Below are 24778 nucleotides of genomic sequence, written 5' to 3'. Positions count from 1 at the left end.
CCGCACCGATGAGCAGGTCAAGATCCGCGGGTATCGCATCGAACTCGGCGAAATCCAAACGGCGCTGGCAAGTTTGGCCGGAGTGGAGCAGGCGGTGGTGGTTGCCCGTGAGGACCGCCCCGGGGATAAGCGCCTGGTCGGCTATGTGACCGGCACCGCCGACCCAGCCGAGGCGCGCCGCGTGCTGAGCGAGCGGCTGCCGGCCTACATGGTTCCGGCGGCGGTGGTGGTGATCGACGCGCTGCCAGTAACACCCAACGGCAAACTCGACCGGCGTGCCCTGCCGGCTCCGGAGTATCGCGAGCTTGATCGTTACCGCGCCCCGAGCACCCCCACCGAAGAAATTCTGGCCGGTATTTACGCGCAAGTGTTGAGTGTTGAACGCGTCGGGGTCGACGACTCGTTCTTCGATTTGGGTGGGGATTCGCTGTCGGCGATGCGCCTGGTCGCCGCGGTCAAGGCCGCACTGGATGCAGATCTTTCCGTCCGCGCGGTGTTCGAGGCGCCCACGGTTGCCCGCCTGGCGCCGCGGGTCGGGGCCGAGGCAGGTCGGTATGCGCCGCTGGTGCCCGTAGAGCGCCCCGCGGTGGTGCCGTTGTCGTTTGCCCAAAACCGGTTATGGTTCATCGACCAGTTACAGGGCCCTTCACCGATCTACAACCTGCCGATGTCGTTGCGCCTGCGAGGGCCGCTTGACACCGAGGCGTTGGGTGCGGCGCTGGCCGATGTGGTGGGTCGCCATGAGAGTCTGCGCACGCTGTTCCCGGCCGCCGAGGGGATACCCCGCCAGCAGGTGGTGCCGGTTGAGCGGGCCGACTTCGGCTGGCAGATCATCGATGCCGGCGATTGGCCACCCGCCCGGCTGGGTGAGGCCCTCGATGCGGTGGTGCGGTACAAGTTTGACCTGTCCACCCAAATCCCGCTGCACGCCAGGCTTTTCCGTCTTGGCCAAGACGAGCACGTGCTGGTAGCCGTGGTGCACCACATTGCCGCCGACGGCTGGTCCATCGTGCCGCTGGTGCGTGACCTAAAGACGGCCTACGCCAGCCGGCGCGCGGGGCAAGCCCCGGGCTGGACGCCATTGGCGGTGCAATATGTCGATTACGCGCTGTGGCAACGCGCGCAATTGGGCGAGCTGCACGATCCGCACAGTGCTATCGCCGCGCAGGTCGCCTACTGGGAGAACGCCCTGGCCGGCATGCCCGACCGCCTGCAGCTGCCCACCGACCGGCCCTACCCACCGGCGGCTGATTTCCGCGGCGCCAGTGTGACGGTGGACTGGCCGGCGGGGCTACAGCAGCAGGTGGCGCTGGTGGCACATGAGCACAACGCGTCCAGTTTCATGGTTATTCAGACCGCCCTGGCGGTGCTTTTGGCCAAGCTCAGCGCCAGCACAGATGTGGCGGTGGGTTTCCCGATCGCCGGGCGGCGCGACCCAGCGCTCGATGAGCTGGTCGGATTCTTCGTCAACACGTTGGTGCTGCGGGTCGATTTGACCGGAGATCCCGGCTTGGCCGAGCTGCTGGCCCAAGTGCGAGGGCGCAGCCTGGCCGCCTACGAGCACCAAGACGTGCCCTTTGAGCTGCTCGTTGAGCGGCTCAACCCGACCCGCAGCCTGACTCATCACCCCCTGGTGCAGGTCGCGTTGGCTTGGCAGAACTTCGCCGGGCAGGACACGACGAAGCTCGCCGCCGGTTTGGCCTCGGGTGACCTGCAGATCACGTCGCTGCCGGCGGACACCCACACCGCTCGCATGGACCTGACCTTTTCGCTGGCCGAACGCTGGACCGAGGCCGCCGAACCCGCCGGGATCGGTGGCGCGGTGGAATTCCGCACCGACGTGTTCGACCCGGAAACCATCGAGGCGCTCATCAAACGGCTGGAGCGGGTATTGATGGCGATCACCGCCGACACCAGCCGGCGGCTGTCGTCGATAGATCTCCTCGATGAGGCTGACCACGCCCGCCTCGACGAAATCGGTAATCGGGCGGTGTTGACCCGGCCCGCACCGTCGGCGCCGGTGTCCATTCCGGTGTTGTTCGCCGCCCAGGTGGAGCGTGCGCCGGATGCGGTGGCCCTGGTGTGCGGCGACTGTTCGTTGACCTATCGCGAGCTGGAGGACACCGCTAACCGCTTGGCGCACCTGCTGGCCGACCACGGTGCGCGGCCGGGACAATCTGTGGCACTGCTGTTTTCGCGGTCCGTCGAGGCCATCGTGGCGATCTTGGCGATACTCAAAACCGGGGCGGCCTACGTCCCCGTCGACCCGGCGCTGCCGGAATCCCGGATCGGATTCATCCTCGGCGATGCCACACCGATCGCCGCGGTCACCACCGCGGCACTGCGATCGCGGCTGGACGGGCACGATTTGCTGGTTGTCGATGTCAGTGACTTCGCTGACCCCGCTGTGCACAACCAACCCAGCACGCCACTGCCGGCGCCGGCCCCTGACGACATCGCCCACATCATTTACACCTCCGGCACCACCGGCGTGCCCAAAGGTGTTGCGGTCAACCATCACAACGTGATTCAGCTGTTCGACGCGCTGGATGCCGGCGTGGAGTTGGCGCCGGGGCAGGTATGGACACAGTTTCACTCGTTGGCCTTCGACTTTTCGGTGTGGGAAATCTGGGGTGCGCTGTTGCACGGCGGACGGTTGGTGGTGGTACCCGACGAGGTGACGCGCTCACCGCAGGACTTCCACGACCTGCTGGTCGCCGAAGGGGTCAGCGTGTTGACCCAGACTCCCTCGGCTGTGGCAATGCTCTCGCCTGCGGGGTTGGAGGCGGCGGCGTTGGTCATCGGCGCTGAGCCCTGCCCGGCCGAGCTGGTGGATCGGTGGGCGCCGGGACGGGTGATGATCAACGTCTACGGCCCGACCGAGACGACGATGTGGGCGGCCAAGAGCGCGCCGTTGACGGCGGGGTCGGGGTCACCGCCGATCGGCTCGCCGGTGCCGGGGGCAGCCTTCTTCGTACTGGACGGCTGGTTGCGCCCGGTGCCGACCGGTGTAGTCGGCGAGTTGTATATCGTCGGCCGCGGCGTCGGGTGTGGGTACTGGCGCCGGGCCGGGTTGACCGCGTCGCGGTTCGTGGCATGTCCGTTCGTGGACGGTGCGGATGTGCCAGCACAACCTGGACAACCTGGACAACGCATGTATCGCACTGGGGATTTGGTGCGTTGGCGCCCGGATGGGCAGCTGGATTATCTAGGCCGCGTCGATGAGCAGGTCAAGATCCGCGGCTATCGCATCGAGTTGGGCGAAGTTCAGGCGGCGCTGGCCGGGCTGAACGGGGTGGAGCAGGCAGTGGTGATCGCCCGCGAGGATCAGCCCGGCGACAAACGCCTGGTGGGTTACATCACCGGGACGGCCGACCCGGCCGAGACCCGTGCGGCGCTGGCCGCGCGCCTACCCGCATACATGATCCCCGCGGCGGTGGTGGCGCTTGACGAATGGCCGATGACGGTCAACGGGAAACTTGACAGACGCGCCCTGCCGGCGCCGGAATATCAGGGCACCGATCGGTACCGCGCCCCGGCCACCCCCACCGAGGAGACGCTGGCCGACATCTACGCAGCGGTACTCGGGCTCGAGCGGGTCGGGGTCGACGACTCGTTCTTCGACCTGGGCGGGGATTCGTTGTCGGCGATGCGCGTGATCGCGGAGATCAACACTCGCCTGGGAACACATGTCGCGGTGCGCACCTTGTTCCACGCGCCGTCCGTTCGAACCTTGAGCCGGCAGCTGGGCACAGATGCCAGTGAGTTAGAAGTCGTCCCTGTCGAGGTCCTCAAAGAGGGTACCGGTGTGCCGCTGTTCTGCATCCATCCCGGGGGTGGGATGAGTTGGCCGTATCAGCGTCTTAGCCATTACTTGGACTGCCCGATCATCGGAATTCAACAACTCCTTGAGGGCGATGAAACCGAACCTCGGTCAATTCGCCAGATGGCGAGGAACTATGCCGACAGGATCCAAGAGGTGAATCCCAGCGGGCCCTACAATCTTCTCGGCTGGTCTTTTGGCGGCCTCGTCGCTCATGAAATCGCCGTCGAGCTTCGGCAACGCGGATATGTAATCGGGCGCCTGATCATTCTCGATGCGCAATTCAGTCTCGAGGGCGCGACCGTGCCGAACCATCCGTTCGAGGACAAACAGATGCTGGAAGAAGCCTTCCGGTTCTGCGGGATCGATATACCCGAGCAGGACGAGCCAGTGACCTACGAGCAGCTGGAAAAGGTGATGCTCGAACGGGGAGTCACAGAATTTCCCCGGTACAAACGGCTCGTGGATTGGCTAATTCAAAACTTCAATAAGAACATGGAGTTGCAGCGAACTCACGAGCCCCGCATCTTCGATGGTGATGTCACCGTCTTTTCGGCTGCGCGGGATGAGAGCGATCGGGGTTCATATCTTGTTCAGGCTTGGCGGCCACACGTCGCCGGCGACATTACCGAATACCCGGTTGACTGCCCGCATGAAGAAATGTTGACCGTCGAATCGCTCAACCTGTATGGCCAACAACTCAAACTATTATTGGAAAGTTGAGGCCGTCGGTTCGGCCCGGCAGTCGACGTAGGCCAGCGCGTCGGCTTTCGGATGCCGTGGCCATTGTGGCCTCAGTCACGGGCGATTCCAGTGATCTGCTGTTACGTGTTTTGCCTGTTCAGGCACACCTCGACGCGCCACATAGGTGCTTCGGCTGTAACACGTTGTTAACAGAAGGTGCCTAGTGTTCGGGTATGGACCGACAGAAGGAATTCGTCCTCCGTACCCTCGAAGAGCGAGACATCCGCTTCGTGCGGCTGTGGTTCACCGACGTGCTCGGCTATCTCAAGTCGGTCGCAATCGCGCCGGCCGAACTCGAAGGCGCCTTCGAGGAAGGCATCGGCTTCGACGGGTCGTCGATCGAAGGATTCGCCCGGGTTTCCGAGTCCGACACCGTCGCCCACCCGGACCCGTCGAGCTTCCAGGTGCTGCCCTGGACCACCAGCGCCGGCCACCACCACTCGGCCCGAATGTTCTGCGACATCACCATGCCGGACGGCTCGCCGTCGTGGGCGGACCCGCGGCACGTCCTGCGGCGTCAGCTCGCCAAGGCCAACGACCTGGGCTTCTCCTGCTACGTGCATCCGGAGATCGAATTCTTCCTGCTCGAGCCCGGCCCCGACGACGGCTCGTCGCCCGTCCCGATCGACAACGCCGGCTACTTCGACCAAGCGGTGCACGAATCGGCATCGACATTCCGCCGCCACGCGATCGAGGCGCTCGAGTTCATGGGCATCTCGGTGGAATTCAGCCACCACGAAGGCGCCCCGGGCCAGCAGGAGATAGACCTGCGTTTCGCAGACGCCCTGTCGATGGCCGACAACGTCATGACGTTCCGCTACGTCATCAAAGAAGTCGCGCTGGAAGAAGGCGTGCGGGCGACGTTCATGCCCAAGCCATTCGGCCAGCATCCCGGCTCGGCCATGCACACCCACATGAGCCTGTTCGAGGGCGACGTCAACGCCTTCCACAGCGACGACGACCCGCTGCAACTGTCGGATGTCGGCAAATCGTTCATCGCCGGAATCCTGGAACACGCCTCTGAAATCAGTGCGGTTACAAATCAATGGGTCAACTCCTACAAGCGGCTGGTGGTCGGCGGCGAGGCGCCCACCGCGGCCTCCTGGGGCGCGGCCAACCGGTCAGCTCTGGTGCGGGTCCCCATGTACACGCCGCACAAGACGTCGTCGCGGCGGGTCGAGGTGCGCAGCCCCGACTCGGCGTGCAACCCGTACCTGGCGTTCGCCGTACTGCTGGCCGCCGGATTGCGCGGCGTGGAAAAGGGCTACGTGCTGGGGCCGCAGGCCGAGGACAACGTGTGGGACCTCACGCCCGAGGAACGCCGCGCGATGGGCTACCGCGAGCTGCCGTCCAGCCTGGACAGCGCGCTGCGCTCGATGGAGCCCTCCGAGCTTGTGGCGGAAGCGTTGGGAGAGCACGTCTTTGACTTCTTCTTGCGCAACAAGCGCCGGGAGTGGGCCAATTACCGCAGCCATGTCACCCCCTACGAGCTGAGGACTTACCTCTCGCTGTAGCGGTTGCGCTAACGTCGATTCGTGACCAAGCCCGCGACGGAGCGACCCAGGCTGCCCAGCGCCGGGCGACTCGGATTGGTCGACCCCCGCGCCGGCGAACGTCTGACGCAGCTCGGCTGGTACGACGTAACCGACCAGAAAGACGAACAGGCACACATCGAGCTGTTGTGGTCGTTGTCGCGCGCACCCGACGCCGACGCCGCCCTGCGAACCCTGATAAGGCTTTTCGAGAACCCCGACACCGGGTGGGACGAGCTCAACGCTGCTTTGCTCACCGACCGGAGCCTGCGGGGGCGGTTGTTCGCCGTGCTCGGCTCGTCGCTGGCTCTGGGCGATCACCTGGTTGCCCATCCGCAGTCCTGGAAACTGCTGCGCGGCAAGGGCATACTGCCAAGCCGCGAGCAGCTGGCCGCGGCGTTCAAGCAGTGCTGTGACGAATTACAAGACGACGCGTCGGCCGCGCCCGGCTCGGCCGTGCCCCGGTTGAGCGCGCTGTACCGCGATCAGCTGCTGGTGCTGGCCGCGCTCGACCTGGCCGCGACGGTCGAGGACGAACCGGTGCTGCCGTTCACACTGGTGGCCGCGCAGTTGTCGGACACCGCGGATGCGGCGCTGGCGGCCGCGCTGCGGGTCGCCGAGGCGACCATGTGTGGTGACAACACGCCGCCCCGGCTCGCCGTCATCGCGATGGGCAAATGCGGTGCCCGCGAACTGAATTACGTCAGCGATGTCGACGTCATCTTCGTCGCCGAGCGTGCCGACGCGCTCAGCGCCCGGGTGGCCAGCGAGATGATGCGGGTGGCCTCATCCGCGTTCTTCGAAGTCGATGCCGGGCTGCGGCCGGAAGGGCGCAGCGGCGAGCTGGTCCGCACACTCGAGTCACACGTCGCCTACTACCAGCGCTGGGCGAAAACCTGGGAGTTCCAGGCGTTGCTGAAGGCCCGGGCCGCGGCCGGCGACCCTGAACTGGGCCAGCGCTACCTGGATGCGCTGACGCCGATGGTGTGGGTGGCCTGCGAGCGCGAGGACTTCGTGGTCGAGGTGCAGGCCATGCGCCGGCGGGTCGAGCAGCTGGTGCCCGCCGACGTCCGGGGCCGCGAACTCAAGCTCGGCACCGGCGGGTTGCGGGACGTGGAATTCGCCGTGCAGCTGCTGCAACTGGTTCACGGGCGCGGCGACGAGTCGCTTCATGTGGCTTCCACGGTCGACGCGCTCAAGGCGTTGAGCGAGGGCGGCTACATCGGGCGCGAGGACGCGGCCAACCTGACCGCGTCGTACGAATTCCTCCGGCTGCTCGAACACCGGCTGCAGCTGCAGCGGCTCAAACGGACTCACCTGCTGCCGGAATTCGACGACGACGAAGCGGTGCGCTGGCTGGCGCGGGCGGCCCACATCAGGCCCGACGGCCGCCACGACGCGGCGGGCGTGCTGCGCGAAGAGCTCAAGAACCAGAACGTGCGGGTGTCGCGGCTGCACGCCAAGCTCTTCTATCAGCCACTGCTGGAGTCGATCGGGCCGGCGGGCCTGGAAATCGCCGGCGGTGGCATGACGCCGGAGGCCGCGGAGCGCCAGCTTGCCGCGCTGGGCTATGAAGGCCCCAAGACCGCGCTCAAGCACATGTCCGCGCTGGTCAACCAAAGCGGACGGCGTGGACGGGTGCAGTCGGTACTGCTGCCCAGACTGCTGGACTGGATGTCGTATGCCCCCGACCCCGACGCCGGGCTACTGGCCTACCGCCGGCTGAGCGAAGCGCTGTCGACCCAGACCTGGTATCTGTCGACACTGCGCGACAAGCCGGCGGTCGCCAAGCGGCTCATGCACGTGCTGGGAACCTCGACGTATCTGCCGGACCTGCTGATGCGCGCTCCCGAGGTCATCCAGCAGTACGGCGACGGGCCGGCCGGCCCGAAGCTGCTCGAAGCCGATCCCGCCACGGTGGCCCGCGGCCTGATCACCTCGGCTGCCCGGCACAGCGACCCGATAAGGGCCATCGCCGCCGCCCGCTCGCTGCGCCGTCGCGAGCTGGCCCGCATCGGTTCGGCCGATTTGCTCGGCCTGCTCGAGGTCACCGAGGTATGCCAGGCGCTCACGTCGGTGTGGGTGGCGGTGCTACAGGCCGCCCTGGACGCGATCATCCGCACCAATCTGCCTGAGGACGGCAAGCCGCCGGCCGCGATCGCGGTGATCGGCATGGGCCGGCTCGGTGGCGCCGAGCTGGGCTACGGGTCGGATGCCGACGTGATGTTCGTCTGTGAGCCGGTTTCCGGCGTCGAGGACTCCCAGGCGGTCCGCTGGTCGACGACGATCGCCGAGCAGGTTCGGACACTGCTGGGGACCCCCAGCGTGGACCCGCCCCTGGAGGTCGACGCGAATCTGCGGCCGGAGGGCCGCAGTGGTCCGCTGGTCCGCACGCTGGCGTCGTACGCGGCCTACTACGCACAATGGGCACAGCCGTGGGAGATTCAGGCGTTGCTGCGCGCCCACTCGGTTGCCGGCGATGCCGATCTGGGCCAACGGTTCCTGCGGATGGCCGACCAGACGCGTTACCCGCCCGACGGTGTGTCAGCCGAGGCGGTGCGGGAGATTCGCCGGATGAAGGCCCGGGTGGAATCCGAGCGGCTGCCGCGCGGGGCGGACCCCAACACCCACACCAAGCTGGGCCGCGGGGGACTGGCCGATATCGAATGGACCGTGCAACTACTGCAGTTGCGGCACGCTCACGAAATCCCGGCCCTGCACAACACCTCGACGCTGCAGTCGCTGGACGTGATCGCCGACGCGGGGCTGGCCCCGGCCGAGGAAGTGGACCTGCTGCGGCAAGCCTGGCTGACGGCCACCCGGGCCCGCAACGCGCTGGTGCTGGTGCGTGGCAAGCCCACCGACCAGCTGCCTGGGCCCGGCCGCCAGCTCAACGCGGTCGCGGTCGCCGCGGGCTGGCCCAACGACGACGGGAGCGAGTTCTTGGACAACTACCTGCGGGTGACCCGGCGGGCAAAAGCCGTGGTACGCAAGGTGTTCGGAAGTTGAGTCAGGACGCCGGAGCGCTGGACGCACTATTCGAGGTGTTGAGCGCAGCCGAGGCCGAGCGGGTGACGACACTGTATGCTCCGCTGGCCGACGCGGTCCGGGACCTCATCGACGCCACCATTCGCACCGAGACCGACGACGACGTCGTCGCGCAGGCGCGCACCGCGATCGAGGCCGTCACCCAATCGCTCCGGCAACGTGCCCGGCCGGTCGGGGTGAGCTATCGCGTCGACGATCGCCCGCTGCCACTGGGCAACGCGGTCGTAGGCGTGTGCAACCCGGTCGCGCCGCCGATCGTCGTCAATCATGTGGGCGGCGGGCGCTGCTGGAGCGAGTTCGTCCTGGGTTCGGCTTACGAGGGTCCTCCCAAGCTGGTACACGGCGGGGTCAGCGCGCTGATGCTCGACCACATGCTCGGCGAGGCGGCCAGCGAAGGGCTGTCCAAGCCGCGGTTCACCGGAACCATCACCGTCAAATACCTGCGCGGCACGCCGCTGGGCCCCCTTCGTTGCGACGCGTGGATCGACCGCAAGGAAGGCGTGAAAGTTTTTGCGCGCGGGACTATTTCAGACGCCGCGGGGACCACCGTCGAGGCCGACGGTGTCTTCATCGAGCCGGCGTGGGCGCGCGACGGGCAACGCGGGCAATGAGGTTCTATGTCAGCAGTGCCTTTCTGAATACCCGGGAGATTGTCGAGATCGCCAGGGCCGCAGATGAACTCGGATACGACGGTATCGGAATCCCCGACCACGTCGTCAACCTGGAGACCTTGCAGACCCCGTACCCGTATACCAAAGACGGGCAACGACGCTGGCAGCCCTTCACCGACTGGGCGGATCCCTGGGTGCTCGTCGGCGCGCTGGCGCAGGTCACCGAGCGGCTGCGATTCGTCACCACCGTCTACATCCCCGCCATGCGCAATCCCTATTCGGCTGCGAAAGCCATTGGCACCGCTGCTGTTTTGGCAGCCGGGCGGGTGGAACTCGGCATCGGTGTGGGCTGGTGCCGCGAGGAGTTCGCCTTGATGGGTGAGCAGTTCGCCGCCCGCGGCAGACGCACCGACGAGATCATCGACTTGATGCGGGCGCTGTGGGAACCGGGCTGGACGGAGTTCGACGGTGAGTTCTTTCAGGCTCCGCGGCTGGAGATGCAGCCAACCCCGCCGCCGATCCCGGTCTACGTCGGCGGCCTCAGCGAGGTCGCGCTGCGCCGCGCCGCCCGCAACGACGGCTGGATCGGCGACTTGATCAAGACCGACCGGGCCATCGAGGCCGTTCGCCGGCTGCGCGAGGTGCGGGCCGAAAACGGTTTGACCATGGACGATTTCACGGTTCTGACGCCGTTGACCGATGCTTTCACACCGGCCGACTACCAGCGGGCCGCCGATGCCGGTATCACCGGCATCATCACCATGCCGTGGATGTTCTACGCCGGGCCGGACGCGTCGTTGGCCGACAAGATCGACGGCATGCGGCGCTTCCGTAAGGACATGACGCTGGATTAGGGCGAGCACTGGCGCGCGCTGTAGCGCGAGCAGACGCAAAATCGCCCAAAACGGGGCCGTTTTGGGCGATTTTGCGTCTGCTGGCCGAGGCACGCATACTGCACGCATGGTGTTTACGGTGGTATTCGCGAATGGCGAAACGCGTGACTACGGTGCCTTCGACAGCTTCGAGGTCACCGATGCCGGCGTGCTGATCATTCAGATGAAGCGCGAGGACATCAACCGGCACTATGTGGCTCCGGGGGCGTGGCTGGAGGTGGTCGAGATGGTCGACGGAACGCCGGTACGGATGTCGCGCGGAATCATCGGTCACCGCCCCAAGATGTGAGGGCGAGCAGACGCAAAATCGCCCATTTCCCTACAGAAATGGGTGATTTCGCGGTACGCCCAGTACGGGCATTCACTAGGAGGTGTGCGTCCCCTGGAGGGGAAAGTGGTCGGTGCGTAAATGCGCGCGGAGGCAAAAGGACAGTGAATGTGCTTATCTGGTGAGATCTGTCCCCCCAGTGCGCCGGCAGTGTGTGGTCGGACAACCATGCACGGATGGGTGCGGTCGCTCTATCGTCGTGTGATCGTCACGGGGACACCGCCTTTGACGGTGGTGGTCCCGGTGGCGTCGTGGATGGGCTGCCAGCCGGGCCGGACCGTCACCTGGTATCGCTGGGTGATCATCGCCATGAGGAACTGACCATTCATGTAGGCCATCGAGAAGCCGGGACAGTGGTGCGGTCCGTGGGTGAACGGGATGAACGCGGTGCGGGGCCGCGCCGTAGCAACCGCCTCATCGGTAAACCGCGTCGGATCGTAACGGTCGGGGTCAGGCCACCAGCGTTCGTCGCGGTGCAGCGAATACAGCGAGATGGCCACCATCGTGCCGGCCGGGATCGAATAGCCGCCCAACTCGATGTCCTTCACAGCGATGTGCGGCTTAAACGGATTTCCCTTCAGCCGCTGAGCCTCATCGAAACACGCCTTCGCCCAGGTCAGACGTTTCAGATCGGCCATTTGCGGCTTGGCTCCGCCGAGGGTGGCTACTTCGTCCTCTAGCTTGCGCACTGTGTCGAGATTGTCCTTCATCAGTGCATACGTCCAGGACAGCGCGGCTACCACCGTCTCGTACCCCGCTGCGATCAGCAGCATCGACTCAGCCAACAGATCGCCATACGGGTATTCGTCGGGCCGATTGAGGTGGTGTTCGACCAGCACGCTCAACAAGTCTTTCGTGTCGGCGGGTCTCGCGATCCGGCCGTCCAGCAACTCGCGGGTAAACGCCATTGCGTCGCGCGAGGCACGGAATAGTTTGTATGGGTTGGGCGGCGGCCGCAAAAGGAACATCGCGGACATTTGCGACTTCACGATCTCAGAGTCGCTGTTGAGTCGTTGTTCCTGCGCGCTGGTGATCGTGGCGGAGAACATCGCGCGCAAGAACGCGGGCAGCGTCACCCCCGCAATCGCCTCCTGCAGATCGAACTCCTGGCCACTGTCAGCCCACTGATCCCACTTCGCCAACTGCCTATCGAACTCGTCGACGATCACATCCGACACCGATGCCAATCCCCGGTGCGAGAACATCGGACTGATCAGCTTGCGCCGCTGCGCATGCGGCTCCCCATCCAATGCGCCCATCATGACACCGCCGAGCATCACCTTTGAGAAGAAAGCAGTTGCCTTAGAGGAGAAGGCAAATTCGCCGCCGTTGGTGTTGAAAACTCGCGGAACGTCATCCGGGTTGTTGAACATCACCACGTCGTATACCGGCAACGGCAACCGATACACATCGCCGTAGCGTTTTGCACATTCATAGTTGTATCCGAACGGATCCCGCATCAGCTGCGGCATCACCCCGACCACTGGCAGCCCAACCGGCCCAGGCATCTTTCCAAGACCCCGCCGGCGCCGCACCACCTCCACGGCCGACTTGATCGGCCGCCGAGTCACCCGCCACGGATCACCCCCAACACCAACGGCGCTATCCGTCTGGCACCTGATATCACCAACGACCGCAGTCATCTGAGAACCTCCGCCATCGTGACCACAGCGCTCGGGTGGGCGGCAGGAGCCACGCCAAGACCGCGGCGAAAGCCACCAACCGCCGCGACGACACCCCACGCTGGAGCATCTCCCACACCGCAACCGTCGTCAACGGATTCGGACCCTGTCCGATCCCACCCAAGGCTGCTGGAGAATCCTGGCCGGCGAGCGCACCGCCGACGACGGCGTCGAGCATGCCGGGATCCGGTTCGGTGCGGGCCACAGGGCGAGCAGACGTAAAATCGCCCATTTCGATAGCGAAATGGGCGATTTTACGTCTGCTCGCGCGGGATCGACTTACACGTCGTAGTACAAAGCGAATTCGTACGGGTGCGGCCGGATGTTGACCGGATCGATCTCGTTTTCGCGCTTGAAGGTGATCCACGTCTCGATCAGGTCAGGCGTGAAAACGCCTCCCTCGGTGAGGTATTCGTGGTCGGCCTCCAACCGGTCGATCACGTCCGCCAGCTGGGTGGGGGCCTGCGGAATGTTCGCGGCCTCCTCCGGCGGCAGCTCGTAGAGGTCCTTGTCGACCGGCGACTGCGGCTCGATCTTGTTCTTGATGCCGTCCAGGCCGGCCATCAGCATCGCCGAGAACGCCAGGTACGGGTTACCCGACGAGTCGGGGCAACGGAACTCCAGCCGCTTGGCCTTCGGGTTGTTGCCGGTGATCGGGATCCGCACACACGCCGACCGGTTGCGCTGGCTGTACACCAGGTTGATCGGTGCCTCGTAGCCGGGAACCAATCGCTTGTAGGAGTTCACGGTCGGGTTGGTGAACGCCAGCAGCGACGGGGCGTGGTGCAGCAGGCCGCCGATGTAGTGGCGTGCGGTGTCCGACAGACCCGCATACCCGGTCTCGTCGTACATCAGCGGGCTGCCGTCCTTCCACAGCGACTGATGCGTGTGCATACCGGAGCCGTTGTCACCGAACAGCGGCTTGGGCATGAACGTGACGGTCTTGCCGTGCTGCCAGGCGGTGTTCTTGACGATGTACTTGTACAGCTGCAAGTCGTCGGCGGCGTGCAGCAGCGAGTTGAACTGGTAGTTGATCTCGGCCTGCCCGCCGGTACCGACCTCGTGGTGGCCCTTCTCCAGAATGAAGCCGGCCTTGATCAGGTTGGTCAGCATCTTGTCGCGCAGGTCGACGTAGTGGTCGTTGGGGGCAACCGGGAAATATCCGCCCTTGTGGCGCACCTTGTAGCCGCGGTTGGCGCTGCCGTCGCTCTCGCTGGCGTTACCGGTGTTCCACCACCCCGAGATCGCGTCCACTTCGTAGAACGAGCCGTTGGCGGTCGAGTCGAAGCTCACCGAGTCGAAGATGTAGAACTCGGCCTCGGCGCCGAAGTACGCGGTGTCGGCGATGCCGGTGCTGGCCAGGTAGGCCTCTGCCTTGCGGGCGATGTTGCGCGGGTCGCGCGAGTACGGCTCCAGCGTGAACGGGTCGTGCACGAAGAAGTTGAGGTTCAGCGTCTTCGCCTCACGGAACGGGTCGATCTGCGCGGTGTCCGGATCGGGAAGCAGCACCATGTCGGATTCGTGGATGGCCTGGAACCCGCGAATCGACGAGCCGTCAAAAGCCACGCCCTCTTCGAACAGGCTCTCGTCGAGCACGGTCGCCGGAATCGTGAAGTGCTGCATGATCCCGGGCAGGTCACAGAACCGGACGTCGACAAACTCAACGTCTTCGTCTTTCGCGAGTTTGAAGACGTCGTCGGGCGTCATTTCCGTCACTGAAGGCTCCTTTACTTGGTGATTCGCGGCCGACGCTATGAAGCTGTTATTGCACGTCAGTCAACCCCGTGTTGCGCAGACGTTACGCGACCATGCCGCCCGCATCGGAATCCGGGTAACCCCCGCCCTATTGTGAGGCCATGGCCCGCAAGATCGTAACCCTCGTGGTTTGAGCTGCCGCCAGGACCATGTCAATGACTGCAGGATCGCAGCCCGGATACCCCGGCGAGACGCTCGGCCTACCGCAGACGGGCCCGGGTTCACTGGCTCCGATGGGGCGACGGCTGGTTGCGCTGATCATCGATTGGCTGATTGCCTACGGCCTGGCCTTGCTGGCGATGGGGTTCGGCGCATTCCCCAAGGCGATGTTGTCGACAATGATTTTGGTTGTCTGGCTGGTGCTGGGAGTGGTGTCGGTGCGCCTGTTCGGATTCACCCCGGGCCAATTGGTAGCGGGTCTGCAGGTGGCGGCGGTGGACGGCCGGATCCCGGTGGGCATCGGCCGGCTCGCCGCGCGCGGGCTGCTGATCGGGCTGGTGGTCCCGCCGCTGTTCACCGACAACGACGGACGTGGGCTGCAGGACCGGCTGACCGGCACCGCCGTGATCCGACGCTAGGCCTGATCCGGCCGCTTTACTTCCGGCGCACTGTGCGCTGAATGCCGCGCATCTTGCCGGCATTGGGCAGCGGCCCCTTGGGCAGGGCGCCGGCACCGGCCCGAGATCCCAGCGCGGACAATCGCGACTCGAGCGAGTCGATTTGCTTGGCGTTGATGTTGACCGGAAGACGAGCCAGGTGGCGCTCCAGTTTGGCCAGCGGAACCTCGCCGTCGCCGTTGCCGACGACGATGTCGTAGATCGGCACGTCGCCGACCAGCCGTGCGGTGCGCTTCTTCTCCTGCGCCAGCAGCGGTTTGACCCGGCTCGGCGATCCCTCGCCGACCAGGATGACCCCGGGCCGGCCGAGTACCCGGTGGAGCACGTCCAAGTGACCGGTGCCGGCCACGCCCGGGGTTACTCGCCACTTGCCGCGCATGTTGTCGAGCACCCACCCCGCGGCGCCGGTCTGGCCTTCGGCCTGGCGGTAGATGCTGCGCTGGGCGCGGCGGGTGAAGATGATGAACGCCACCAGCGCGCCCAGCACCACGCCGAGCACGATCATCATGATCATGGTGATCCCGCCGGACAACACGCCGACGGCCGCCGATACCCCCGCGACCAGCACGAAGGCGCCGATCATGTACGGCAGCAGCCGTTTGTCCTCTTTGCGCTGCGTGGTGAACACCTGCCACATCTGAGCGCGTCGCTCACGACCGGCGGCCTTGGCAGCTGCCTTCGCCTCGGCTCGGACAGCCTTGTTTTCCGCGGCGGTTCGGGGTTTAGCCATAGTCACCAAGGATAGTTGCGATCAGCGCGCCGCCGCGGCGCGGTGGCGGGCCGCCGCTTGCGCGTACAGCCGGCCCGCGCGGTACGACGACCGCACCAATGGCCCGGCCAGCACCCCGTCGTACCCGAGCCCTTCGGCGTACGACGCGTACTCGACAAATTCGTCCGGCGGTATCCAGCGCTCGACCGGATGGTGACGCGTCGACGGCCGCAGATATTGGGTGATGGTGAGGATGTCGCAGCCCGCATTGCGCAGATCGACCAGGGCGGTGCGCACCTCGTCTGGGGTTTCGCCCAGGCCCAGGATCAGGTTGCTCTTGGTGACCAGGCCGAAGTCGCGCGCCGCGGTCAGCACGTCCAGGCTGCGCTGATAGCTGAACGCGGGCCGAATCCGTCTGAAGATGCGGGGCACGGTTTCGACGTTGTGCGCCAACACTTCTGGGCGTGACTCGAAGACTTCGTTGAGCCGCACGGCCGCGCCGTTGAAGTCGGGGATCAACAGTTCGACACCGGTGGCGGGATTGAGCTCTTTGATGGCACGTACGGTCTCCGCGTAGAGCCAGGCGCCGCCGTCGGGCAGGTCGTCACGGGCGACGCCGGTGACCGTGGCGTAGCGCAGGCCCATCGTGTGCACGCTCTCGGCGACCCGCCGGGGCTCGTCGCGATCCAGGGCCGCCGGCTTGCCGGTGTCGATCTGGCAGAAGTCGCAGCGACGGGTGCACTGGTCGCCGCCGATCAGAAAGGTGGCTTCCCGATCCTCCCAGCATTCGAAGATGTTGGGGCAGCCGGCCTCTTCGCAGACCGTGTGCAGGCCCTCCCGGCGGACCAGGCTCTTCAGCTCGGTGTACTCCGGTCCCATCCGCGCACGGGTCTTGATCCATGGTGGCTTGCGCTCGATCGGGGTCTGCGCGTTGCGCACCTCGAGGCGCAAAAGCTTGCGGCCTTCCGGCAAAGTCACGGTATCGATGCTACGCGGGCAGGCCCGCCCGGTTGCCAGGTCAGGGCGAGGCGTCCATCGAGGGCGTCGCACACGGCGTCGGCGACGGACGCGCGGATCTGCTCGACCGTAACGGTGCGCCCGAGCTCGGCCGACAACGACGTCACACCGGCGTCGCTGATGCCGCACGGCACGATGGCTGTGAACGCGGCCAAGTCGCAGTCGCAGTTGAGTGCGAACCCGTGCAGCGTCGTGGCGCGCGATACCCGCACACCGATGGCGGCGACCTTGCGTGCGGGCCGGCCGGGGATCCAGACCCCGGATCGGCCGTCGACCCGGCCCGCGTCCAAACCCAGATCGGTGCATACCTTGATCAGCGATTCCTCAAGGCGCCGAACATAATTGACCACATCCAACGGCTCAGCCAGGCCGATGATCGGATAGCCGACCAGCTGTCCTGGACCATGCCAGGTGATCTTGCCGCCACGGTCGGTGTAGACAACGGGAGTTCCGTCAACCGGCCGCTCGTGCGGCTCGGTGCGCCGCCCGGCGGTGTAGACCGGCGGGTGTTCCAGGAGCAGCAAGGTGTCCGGGCCGCCGCCGCCGCCGGCGTCGGCCAAGTCCCGCTGCAACTGCCACGCGGCGCGGTAGTCGATCGTCTGCAGCCAGCGCACGTCGATCGCGGACGGAGACGACCGGATGGAACTCATGCCCGTGAGGTTACTCGGATGCGTCTCCGGGGCATTCGCGTCCGGTGTTCAGGGCCACGCCGGCGTGATGCTCGGCACCGGGTGCTTAATCCGCGTCGCGGCGCGCGGTGGCGTAGGCGAGCGCTTCGCCGATGGTGTTGTGGTGGAACTGGAAACCGGCGGCCTCGAGTGCCGAGGGGATGGCGCGCTGGCCGGTCAGCAGTCCCTCGTCGGCGAATTCGCCCAGTGCCGCCCGTACCGCGAAACCGGGCAGCGTCAACGGGGTCGGCCGGTTGACCGCGCGGCCCAAGGCGGTGGTGAACTCGGCGTTGGTAACCGGAGCCGGCCCGGTCATGTTGACCGGGCCGGACAATGTGGAGTGCGAGATGGCGAACAGCAGCGCGCGCACCTCATCTTCCAGGCTGATCCAGGACATGTACTGCCGGCCGCTGCCCAGCCGGGCGCCCAGACCCGCCGAGAACAGCGGCCGCAGCCTGCGCAGTGCACCGCCTGCGGGGGCCAGCACCACCCCGGTGCGTGCCAGCACCACCCGGCAACCGGCGTATTGCGCGGGCAACGTGGCGGCTTCCCAGTCCTCACACAGCTGTGCCAGGAAACCCGTTCCGGCCCTGTCGTTTTCGTCGACCACACGGTCCTTGGTGTTCCCGTAGTAGCCCACCGCGCTGGCGTTGATCAACGTCTCGACGCCGGCGTCGGCAACCGCGGCGGACAGCACCTCGGTGGGCGCGATCCGGCTGTCCCGCAGGCTCTGCTTGAATGCGCCCGACCAGCGACGCCGACTGATGTTGACCCCGCACAGGTTGACGACGGCGTCGACCTCGGCCAGCGCGTCGATGTCGAACTCGCCGCTTTCCGGGTTCCAGTGCAGCTCTTCGGAATTCGTTGGTGTGCGGCGCACGATACGCAGCACCGGGTGGTCGTTGGCGCGCAGCGCCGCGGCCAGTGCCGAACCGATCAGGCCGGACGAACCCGCGATGGCGATAACGGCTTTTCGACCAAGTCGAGCCACGTCGTCACAGCCCCAGATCGGCCTCGAACGCTCCCTCTTCGAGCCGGTTCTTGATGGTGGTGAGGAAACGCCCGGCATCGGCACCGTCAATCAGCCGGTGGTCGTAGGTCAGCGGCAGGTAACAGATCGAGCGGATCCCGACCGACTCGTTGCCCAATCCGTCGACGACCACTCGCGGGCGCTTGACGATGGCCCCGGTTCCCAGCATGGCGGCCTGAGGCGGAACCAGGATCGGGGTGTCGAACAGCGCGCCCTGGCTGCCGATGTTGGTGATAGTGAAAGTGCCGCCGGACAATTCGTCGGGCTTCAGATTGCCCGAGCGGGCCCGCGCGGCGATATCGACGATGGCGCGGGCCAACCCCGCCAGCGACAGGTCGCCGGCATTGTGGATCACGGGGGAGAGCAGCCCCTGTTCGGTGTCGACCGCGAAGCCGAGGTGCTCGGCGTCGTAGTAGGTGATCTCCTTGGTGTCCTCGTTATAGCTCGCGTTGATATTGGGGTGAATCTTCAGCGCGTCGATCGCGGCGCGGGCGATGAACGGCAGGTAAGTCAGGTTCACGCCCTCGCGTTCGGCGAATGCGGCCTTGGCTCTGGCCCGCAACGCCACGATCTTGGTCATGTCGACCTCGTGCGTCTGCGTGAGCTGCGCGGTCACCTGCAGCGACTCGCGGGTCTTCGTGGCGGTGATCTGACGGATCCGGCTGGCCTTCTGCGTGGTGCCGCGCAGGTGGGCCAGCGCCGGCGCTGCGGCAGGCGCCTTGGCTGCCGCCGGCGCTTGAGCCGCGGGCGCTTGGGGTGCGGGTGCCTGCTTGGCCTGTTGCTTTTGCTCTGCGGCGGCCAGCACGTCCTGCTTGCGGATCCGGCCGCCAACTCCAGTGCCGGTCACCTCTGCCAGGTCGATGTTGTTCTCGGCAGCCAGTTTTCGGACCAGCGGGGTCACATAGGGCCCGCCGTCTCCCTCGGCTGCCGCGGCCGGCTCGGCTATCGGCTCGGGCTTGGGTTCTGGCTTGGGTTCCGGATTCGGTTCGGGTTTGGGTTCCGGCGGTGGGGCCGGTTTGGCCGCTTCGGGGGCGGGTTCGGGTTTGGGTTCCGGCTTGGGCTCGGGTTTCGGCTCGGGTTTGGGCTCTGGGGCCGGAGCGGGCGCGGCACCGCTCTCGGAAGCGACGCCGACGCGCGCCAACTCGCCGCCGACCGAGACCGTCACGTCCTCCTCGGCGGTGATGCTGACCAAGACGCCGGCCACCGGTGACGGAATCTCGGTGTCCACTTTGTCGGTGGACACTTCCACCAGCGGCTCGTCGACCTGAACCGAGTCGCCCACCTTCTTTAACCAGCGGGTCACGGTGCCCTCGGTCACCGACTCGCCGAGTTCGGGCATCAGCACCGGCGTGCTCTCGCCACCAGCGGCTTGCTGCGGCGCTGCCGCCGGCTCGGGCTCAGGTTCGGACGGGGCCTGCGCCTGCGGTTCCGGTTCGGGCTGCGGTTCAGGTTCCGGTTGAGCCGCCGCGGCGCCTCCAGAGGTGTCTGATTCCGAAGCTGCGCCTTCGGTTCCGTCGCCGATGATGGCCAGCTCGCCGCCGACCTCGACGGTGTCGTCCTCCTGGGCGATGATCTTGGTCAGCACACCCGCGGCCGGCGACGGGATCTCGGTGTCCACCTTGTCCGTCGACACCTCAACCAAAGGCTCGTCGAGTTCGACGGTGTCGCCTTCTTGCTTGAGCCAGCGGGTGACCGTTCCCTCGGTGACGCTCTCACCAAGTGCCGGCATCTGGACGGAGAACGCCATTCGTTTGACTCCTCGATCGTGGGTCGGCCCAGGTGGTCATCTGGCTTACCAGAACGAAACTATCCTGTCATCGCCTATTTGTGGGCACACATTCAGGGCGCAGTGGTCCGGGGAGCCGCGCCGGTCAGCTTGCTACCGTGTGCCCACAGATCAACCCCAGGTAGCGAGGTCCGATGCCGGTAACACCACAAGCACCCCAGCAGTTCGTGGACAGCGCGGACGGCGTGCGCATCGCGGTCTACGAGGAAGGCAACCCCGAGGGGCCGACGGTGGTGCTGGTGCACGGCTTCCCCGACTCGCATGTCCTGTGGGACGGGGTGGTTCCGCTGCTGGCCGACCGGTTCCGGATCATCCGCTACGACAACCGCGGCGTCGGGATGTCCTCAGCGCCCAAGCTGGTATCGGCCTACACGATGGAGCGGTTCGCCGACGACTTCGCGGCCGTCACCGGCGAACTCAGCCCAGGCCGGCCGGTGCATGTGCTGGCCCATGACTGGGGCTCGGCGGGTATGTGGGAGTACCTGACCCGCCCGGGCGCCGGCGACCGGGTCGCGTCGTTCACGTCGGTGTCCGGCCCGAGCCAGGACCACGTGGTCCACTACGTCTTCAGCGGCCTGCGTCGACCATGGCGCCCGCGCCGGTTTCTGCGGTCGATCAGCCAGGCGCTGCGTTTCATGTACATGCTGTACTTCTCGATACCGGTGCTGTCTCCGCTGCTGATGCGACTGGCGCTGTCGTTCGCGCGGGTGCGGCGCAACATGGTGGACAACATCCCTGACGAAAAGATCCATCACTCCCCGAAATTGGCCAGCGACGCCGCGCATTCGATAAAAACGTATCCTGCCAACTACTTTCGCTCATTCTCCAGGAAGCGGCCGGTTCCGGTAATCGACGTGCCGGTGCAGCTGATCGTCAACACCCAAGACAAGCGTGTGCGGCCCTACGGGTACGACGAGACCGCACGCTGGGTGCCGCGGCTGTGGCGGCGTGACATCAGGGCCGGACACTTTTCGCCCATGTCGCACCCGCAAGTGATGGCGGCGGCCGTGCACGACTTCGCCGATCTGGCCGAAGGCAAGCAGCCGAGCCGGGCAATGCTGCGCGCGCAAATCGGGCGGCCGCGCGGGTACTTCGGCGACACCCTGGTCTCGATCACCGGCGCCGGCAGCGGAATCGGTCGTGAGACCGCGTTCGCCTTTGTACGTGAGGGCGCCGAGGTAGTGGTCAGCGACATCGACCAGGCCGCCGTCAAGGAAACCGCCGCGGAGATCGCGGCACGCGGCGGCGTGGCACACCCCTATGTGCTGGACGTGTCCGACGCCAATGCGGTCGAGGCTTTCGCCGAGCGGGTCACTGCCGAGCACGGCCTGCCCGACATCGTCGTCAACAACGCCGGCATCGGGCACGCTGGGCGGTTCCTGGATACCCCCGCCGAGCAATTCGACCGCGTGCTGGAGGTCAACCTCGGCGGTGTCGTCAACGGCTGCCGGTCGTTTGCCCGGCGTCTGGTCGAGCGCGGCACCGGCGGGTACATCGTCAACGTTTCGTCGATGGCGGCGTACGCGCCGCTGCAATCGCTGAACGCCTATTGCACCGCCAAGGCGGCTAGCTTCATGTTCTCCGATTGCCTGCGCGCCGAGCTGGACGCCGCCGGAGTAGGACTGACCACGATCTGCCCGGGCGTCATCAACACCAACATCATCAGCAACACCCGGTTCGACGCGCCGGTCGACCGAGATGACCGGGTTGACGACCGGCGCGGGCAGCTGAACAACATGTTCGGGGTACGTCGTTACGGGCCGGACAAGGTGGCCGACGCGATCTTGTCGTCGGTCAAGAAGAAGAAACCGATTCGCCCTGTCTCCCCGGAAGCCTATGCGCTGTACGGACTTTCGCGGTTTTTGCCGCAGGCGCTGCGCAGCACCGCCCGCATGCGGGTGATCTGAGGAAACTCAGACACGAGCCCCTTCGGAGCGTCGCACCAGCAGCGCACCGCCGATCCCGACCGCCCCGACCAGCGTCAGCGGAATGGACCAGCTGCGTCGGGTGGACAGCGACGATTCGCATTGCGCCACAAAGTCGGTGTGCGGAATGACTTGGTTGAGGATCGGGATGTTGGCCCCGTTCCTTTCGTTGGCGCTCTTGGCCGCGGAGAGGTCGGAGGCGATCCCGCTGCCACATGCCACGGAACCGCCGTTGCCGTCGGACACCGACACCGGCACCAGGAGTCCGATCACGCCGGCGAGCAACAGCAACGCACCCACCGCCATGATCACCCGTCGCGCAGTCATTTGTTGGCCTCCCGTCGAATAACACCTGGTAACAGGGTTAGCCGGTCGATGGCGGGGTTAAACGTGGTCGGTCCGGTATTAGTTCCGCCCGCCGGGGGTATCCGCCGGATTGTTGCGCAACGCGAGAGGAAAACATATGACAGCGACCCGAGAATTGGCCGCGACCCGCGATGTGGTCGCGTCCTGCCAGCAGATCTGGGACGTGCTGGCCGACGGATGGACGTATAGCCAATGGGTCGTGGGCAACAGCCGGACTCGTGCGGTCGACTCGCACTGGCCACAGCCGGGGGCGGCGATCCGGCATTCTATCGGGGTATGGCCGTTGGTGATCGACGACCAGACCACGGTCGAAAGCTGCACCCCTGGCCGGGAACTCGTGCTGCTCGCCGGCTTGGGTTCGCTGGGCGCCGCGCGGATAACGATGCGGCTCACCGAGATTCCGGACGGGTGCCGGGTCGAGATGATCGAGGTGCCGGCGGCCGGTCTGGTCAACATGGTTCCCGATCGACTGACGCTGGTAGCCATCTATCCGCGTAACCGGGAGTGCTTGCTGCGGCTGACGGCCCTGGCCGAACGTCTCGAACCCAGGCAGGTCAAATAACGATGGCGGATGTCGTCGACGCGGTCGTGATCGGTGCCGGACACCACGGCCTGGTCGCCGCATCGATGCTGGCCGACGCCGGTTGGGACGTGCTGGTTCTCGAAGCCCAGCCGGAACCGGGCGGCGCGGTACGCAGCGCCGAGCTGACGCCGGGTTACATCACCGACCTGTTCAGCTCGTTCTATCCGATGACGGTGGCCTCACCCGCGATGGAAGCGCTGCGGTTGGAGGAGCACGGGCTGCAATGGTCGCATGCGCCTGCGGTGGTAGGGCATCCGCGCAGTCCGGCCGATGACGACCCGCCCGTCCTCTACCGTGATCCGGCCCGCACCGCATCGGAATTCGCGCGTCGCGAACGCGCCGATGGCGACAACTGGTGGCGCGTCGTGGAATTGTGGAACAGGATCAAAGCGCCGCTGCTCGACGCCATGTTGGCGCCGTTTCCACCCGTCTTTCCGATGCTGCGGTTGCTGCTCAAACTCGGTACGTCCGAGGCGGTTCGGCTGGCCCATCTGCTGGTGCAGCCGGCGAACACCATGGTGGACCGCCTTTTCGACGGTGAGGCACCGCGAGTCTTATTGCTGGGCAATGCAATGCACGCCGATGCCCCGCTGGATGCGCCGGGAAGCGGTGCTTTCGGGTTCTTGATGACGATGCTCGGCCAGGACTATGGCTGGCCGGTGCCGGTGGGCGGTTCAGGTCAATTGACGTCCGCTCTGGTCAAGCGGGCATGCTCAGCAGGAGTGCGAATTGAGTGCAGCCAGACCGTTTCTCGCATCCAGGTTCGCGGCCGTAGGGCTGTCGGGGTAAGCACAGTCGAGGGTCGGACGGTCCGCGCGCGCCGCGCGGTCGTGGCCGACGTGACCGCGCCGCGATTGTTCTGCGACATGCTGCCGACAGATGCTGTTCCGGATGGCCTGCGCCGCGAGCTCGAGCACTACGTGTGGGATCCGCCGGTGGTCAAGGTCAACTATGCGTTGGACAGTCCGATTCCGTGGCGGTCGGCGAGCCTGCAGGCCCCTGGCACTCTTCATCTGGGAGCCGACGGGCACGGGCTGGTGCGCTGGATGGCCGATCTGAACACCCGGGTGATACCCGACCGTCCCTTCATGCTGCTGGGACAGACCACCACGGCCGACCCGAGCAGATCGCCTGCCGGCACCGAAAGTGTCTGGGCTTACACGCATTTACCCCGAAACGTGGCCGACGACGCCTCGGCGGAGCAACTGGCCAAATCAATGGACCAGGTGATCGAAGAGCATGCGCCCGGCTTCGGTTCGCGAGTGATCGAGCGGTTCGTGCAGCGCCCGTCGGACTTGGAGGCCAGCGATGCCAATCTGCATTTGGGCGCTCTGAATGGCGGGACCGCCTCACTGCAGCAGATGCTGGTCTTCCGTCCCGCTCCGGGGATGGGGCGGGCCGAAACCCCGGTTGAGCGACTGTATTTGAGTAGCGCCTCGGCCACGCCCGGGGGTTCCGTGCACGGCGCGTGCGGACGTAACGCGGCCAATGCGGCGCTTGCTGCCGACGGCTTCACCGGCTGGCCCCGACGCAAGCTGAGCCGTGCGGCGATCTCGCTGCTGACCAAATAGCGCCCGGCCGAAAGTTGGCTTGGCTGTGCAGTCACGGCTTTGGTTGTGATTCCACGGCTTTGGCGGTGAAACCAGGGCGCGAAAATCGCC

At 66.0% G+C, this 24778-nt stretch carries 19 protein-coding genes; 10 read left to right on the top strand and 9 right to left on the bottom strand.

Annotation, left to right across the window (positions count from 1 at the left end; all coding sequences use genetic code 11):
• The 6 genes from A9W99_RS15745 to A9W99_RS15720 form a co-directional block, all read left to right on the top strand.
• Positions 1–4546: non-ribosomal peptide synthetase (locus A9W99_RS15745; protein ID WP_156623126.1), on the top strand; the 4546-nt coding region annotated here is incomplete at its 5' end.
• 194 nt (positions 4547–4740) lie between these two features.
• The gene (gene glnA, locus A9W99_RS15740; protein WP_067379629.1) at positions 4741–6081 is read left to right on the top strand and encodes a type I glutamate--ammonia ligase; all 1341 of its coding nucleotides are present in this window, start codon (positions 4741–4743) and stop codon (positions 6079–6081) included.
• Between the two features lie 21 nt (positions 6082–6102).
• Positions 6103–9108: a bifunctional [glutamine synthetase] adenylyltransferase/[glutamine synthetase]-adenylyl-L-tyrosine phosphorylase gene (locus tag A9W99_RS15735; protein WP_067379626.1), complete on the top strand. Its 3006-nt coding sequence runs from the start codon at positions 6103–6105 to the stop codon at positions 9106–9108.
• Complete coding sequence (locus A9W99_RS15730) at positions 9105–9758, top strand: PaaI family thioesterase (RefSeq protein WP_067379623.1); 654 nt, start codon at positions 9105–9107, stop codon at positions 9756–9758. Before A9W99_RS15735 ends, A9W99_RS15730 begins: the two co-directional genes overlap by 4 nt.
• A complete protein-coding gene (locus tag A9W99_RS15725) occupies positions 9755–10612 on the top strand; it encodes a TIGR03619 family F420-dependent LLM class oxidoreductase (RefSeq protein ID WP_067379620.1) in 858 nt (285 codons plus the stop codon). Before A9W99_RS15730 ends, A9W99_RS15725 begins: the two co-directional genes overlap by 4 nt.
• 106 nt (positions 10613–10718) lie before the next feature.
• Positions 10719–10940 carry a hypothetical protein gene (locus A9W99_RS15720; RefSeq protein ID WP_067379617.1) on the top strand — a complete coding sequence of 74 codons (222 nt, stop codon included), beginning with the start codon at positions 10719–10721 and terminating at the stop codon, positions 10938–10940.
• A 230-nt stretch (positions 10941–11170) separates the two neighbouring features.
• Here A9W99_RS15720 and A9W99_RS15715 read toward each other — a convergent pair whose 3' ends face one another.
• From A9W99_RS15715 to glnA (A9W99_RS15705), 3 genes are all read right to left on the bottom strand, one after another.
• Positions 11171–12487 (bottom strand): cytochrome P450, encoded by a 1317-nt coding sequence (locus A9W99_RS15715; RefSeq protein WP_172828884.1) that lies wholly within the window; start codon positions 12485–12487, stop codon positions 11171–11173.
• A 115-nt stretch (positions 12488–12602) separates the two neighbouring features.
• Positions 12603–12866 carry a hypothetical protein gene (locus A9W99_RS15710; protein WP_067379614.1) on the bottom strand — a complete coding sequence of 88 codons (264 nt, stop codon included), beginning with the start codon at positions 12864–12866 and terminating at the stop codon, positions 12603–12605.
• Positions 12867–12940: 74 nt separating this feature from the next.
• Positions 12941–14377: a type I glutamate--ammonia ligase gene (gene glnA, locus A9W99_RS15705; RefSeq protein WP_067379610.1), complete on the bottom strand. Its 1437-nt coding sequence runs from the start codon at positions 14375–14377 to the stop codon at positions 12941–12943.
• Positions 14378–14571: 194 nt separating this feature from the next.
• On the opposite strand from glnA (A9W99_RS15705), the gene A9W99_RS15700 reads away from it, so the two are divergent.
• Positions 14572–14994, top strand: coding sequence for an RDD family protein (locus tag A9W99_RS15700; RefSeq protein ID WP_067379607.1), 423 nt, complete (start codon positions 14572–14574; stop codon positions 14992–14994).
• 16 nt (positions 14995–15010) lie between these two features.
• On the opposite strand, the gene A9W99_RS15695 is transcribed toward A9W99_RS15700, so the two are convergent.
• The 5 genes from A9W99_RS15695 to sucB form a co-directional block, all read right to left on the bottom strand.
• Positions 15011–15763, bottom strand: a complete 753-nt coding sequence (locus A9W99_RS15695; RefSeq protein ID WP_067379604.1) for a DUF4191 domain-containing protein — start codon at positions 15761–15763, stop codon at positions 15011–15013.
• Between the two features lie 21 nt (positions 15764–15784).
• Complete coding sequence (gene lipA, locus A9W99_RS15690; RefSeq protein WP_067379601.1) at positions 15785–16720, bottom strand: lipoyl synthase; 936 nt, start codon at positions 16718–16720, stop codon at positions 15785–15787.
• A complete protein-coding gene (gene lipB, locus A9W99_RS15685; protein WP_067379597.1) occupies positions 16717–17409 on the bottom strand; it encodes a lipoyl(octanoyl) transferase LipB in 693 nt (230 codons plus the stop codon). Before lipB ends, lipA begins: the two co-directional genes overlap by 4 nt.
• An 85-nt stretch (positions 17410–17494) precedes the next feature.
• The gene (locus A9W99_RS15680) at positions 17495–18418 is read right to left on the bottom strand and encodes a TIGR01777 family oxidoreductase (RefSeq protein ID WP_067379594.1); all 924 of its coding nucleotides are present in this window, start codon (positions 18416–18418) and stop codon (positions 17495–17497) included.
• Between the two features lie 4 nt (positions 18419–18422).
• Positions 18423–20204 (bottom strand): 2-oxoglutarate dehydrogenase, E2 component, dihydrolipoamide succinyltransferase, encoded by a 1782-nt coding sequence (sucB, locus tag A9W99_RS15675; RefSeq protein WP_067379591.1) that lies wholly within the window; start codon positions 20202–20204, stop codon positions 18423–18425.
• A 173-nt stretch (positions 20205–20377) separates the two neighbouring features.
• Between sucB and A9W99_RS15670 the strand changes: the two genes are divergently transcribed.
• On the top strand, positions 20378–22150 hold the full coding sequence (locus tag A9W99_RS15670; RefSeq protein WP_067379587.1) for an SDR family oxidoreductase: 1773 nt from the start codon (positions 20378–20380) through the stop codon (positions 22148–22150).
• A 6-nt stretch (positions 22151–22156) separates the two neighbouring features.
• On the opposite strand, the gene A9W99_RS15665 is transcribed toward A9W99_RS15670, so the two are convergent.
• Entirely contained in the window at positions 22157–22495 is a 339-nt protein-coding gene (locus A9W99_RS15665) for an aminopeptidase (RefSeq protein ID WP_067379584.1), read from the bottom strand.
• Positions 22496–22631: 136 nt separating this feature from the next.
• Here A9W99_RS15665 and A9W99_RS15660 point away from each other — a divergent pair, with 136 nt between their 5' ends.
• Both A9W99_RS15660 and A9W99_RS15655 read left to right on the top strand, forming a co-directional pair.
• The gene (locus A9W99_RS15660) at positions 22632–23096 is read left to right on the top strand and encodes an SRPBCC family protein (RefSeq protein WP_067379581.1); all 465 of its coding nucleotides are present in this window, start codon (positions 22632–22634) and stop codon (positions 23094–23096) included.
• 2 nt (positions 23097–23098) lie between these two features.
• The gene (locus tag A9W99_RS15655; RefSeq protein WP_371514965.1) at positions 23099–24688 is read left to right on the top strand and encodes a phytoene desaturase family protein; all 1590 of its coding nucleotides are present in this window, start codon (positions 23099–23101) and stop codon (positions 24686–24688) included.
• Positions 24689–24778 lie beyond the last annotated feature (90 nt).

Source organism: Mycobacterium sp. 1164966.3, assembly GCF_001665395.1.
Lineage (GTDB): Bacteria > Actinomycetota > Actinomycetes > Mycobacteriales > Mycobacteriaceae > Mycobacterium.
Note: the sequence above shows the minus strand (reverse complement) of the source record. Positions and strands in the feature narration are given on the sequence as shown.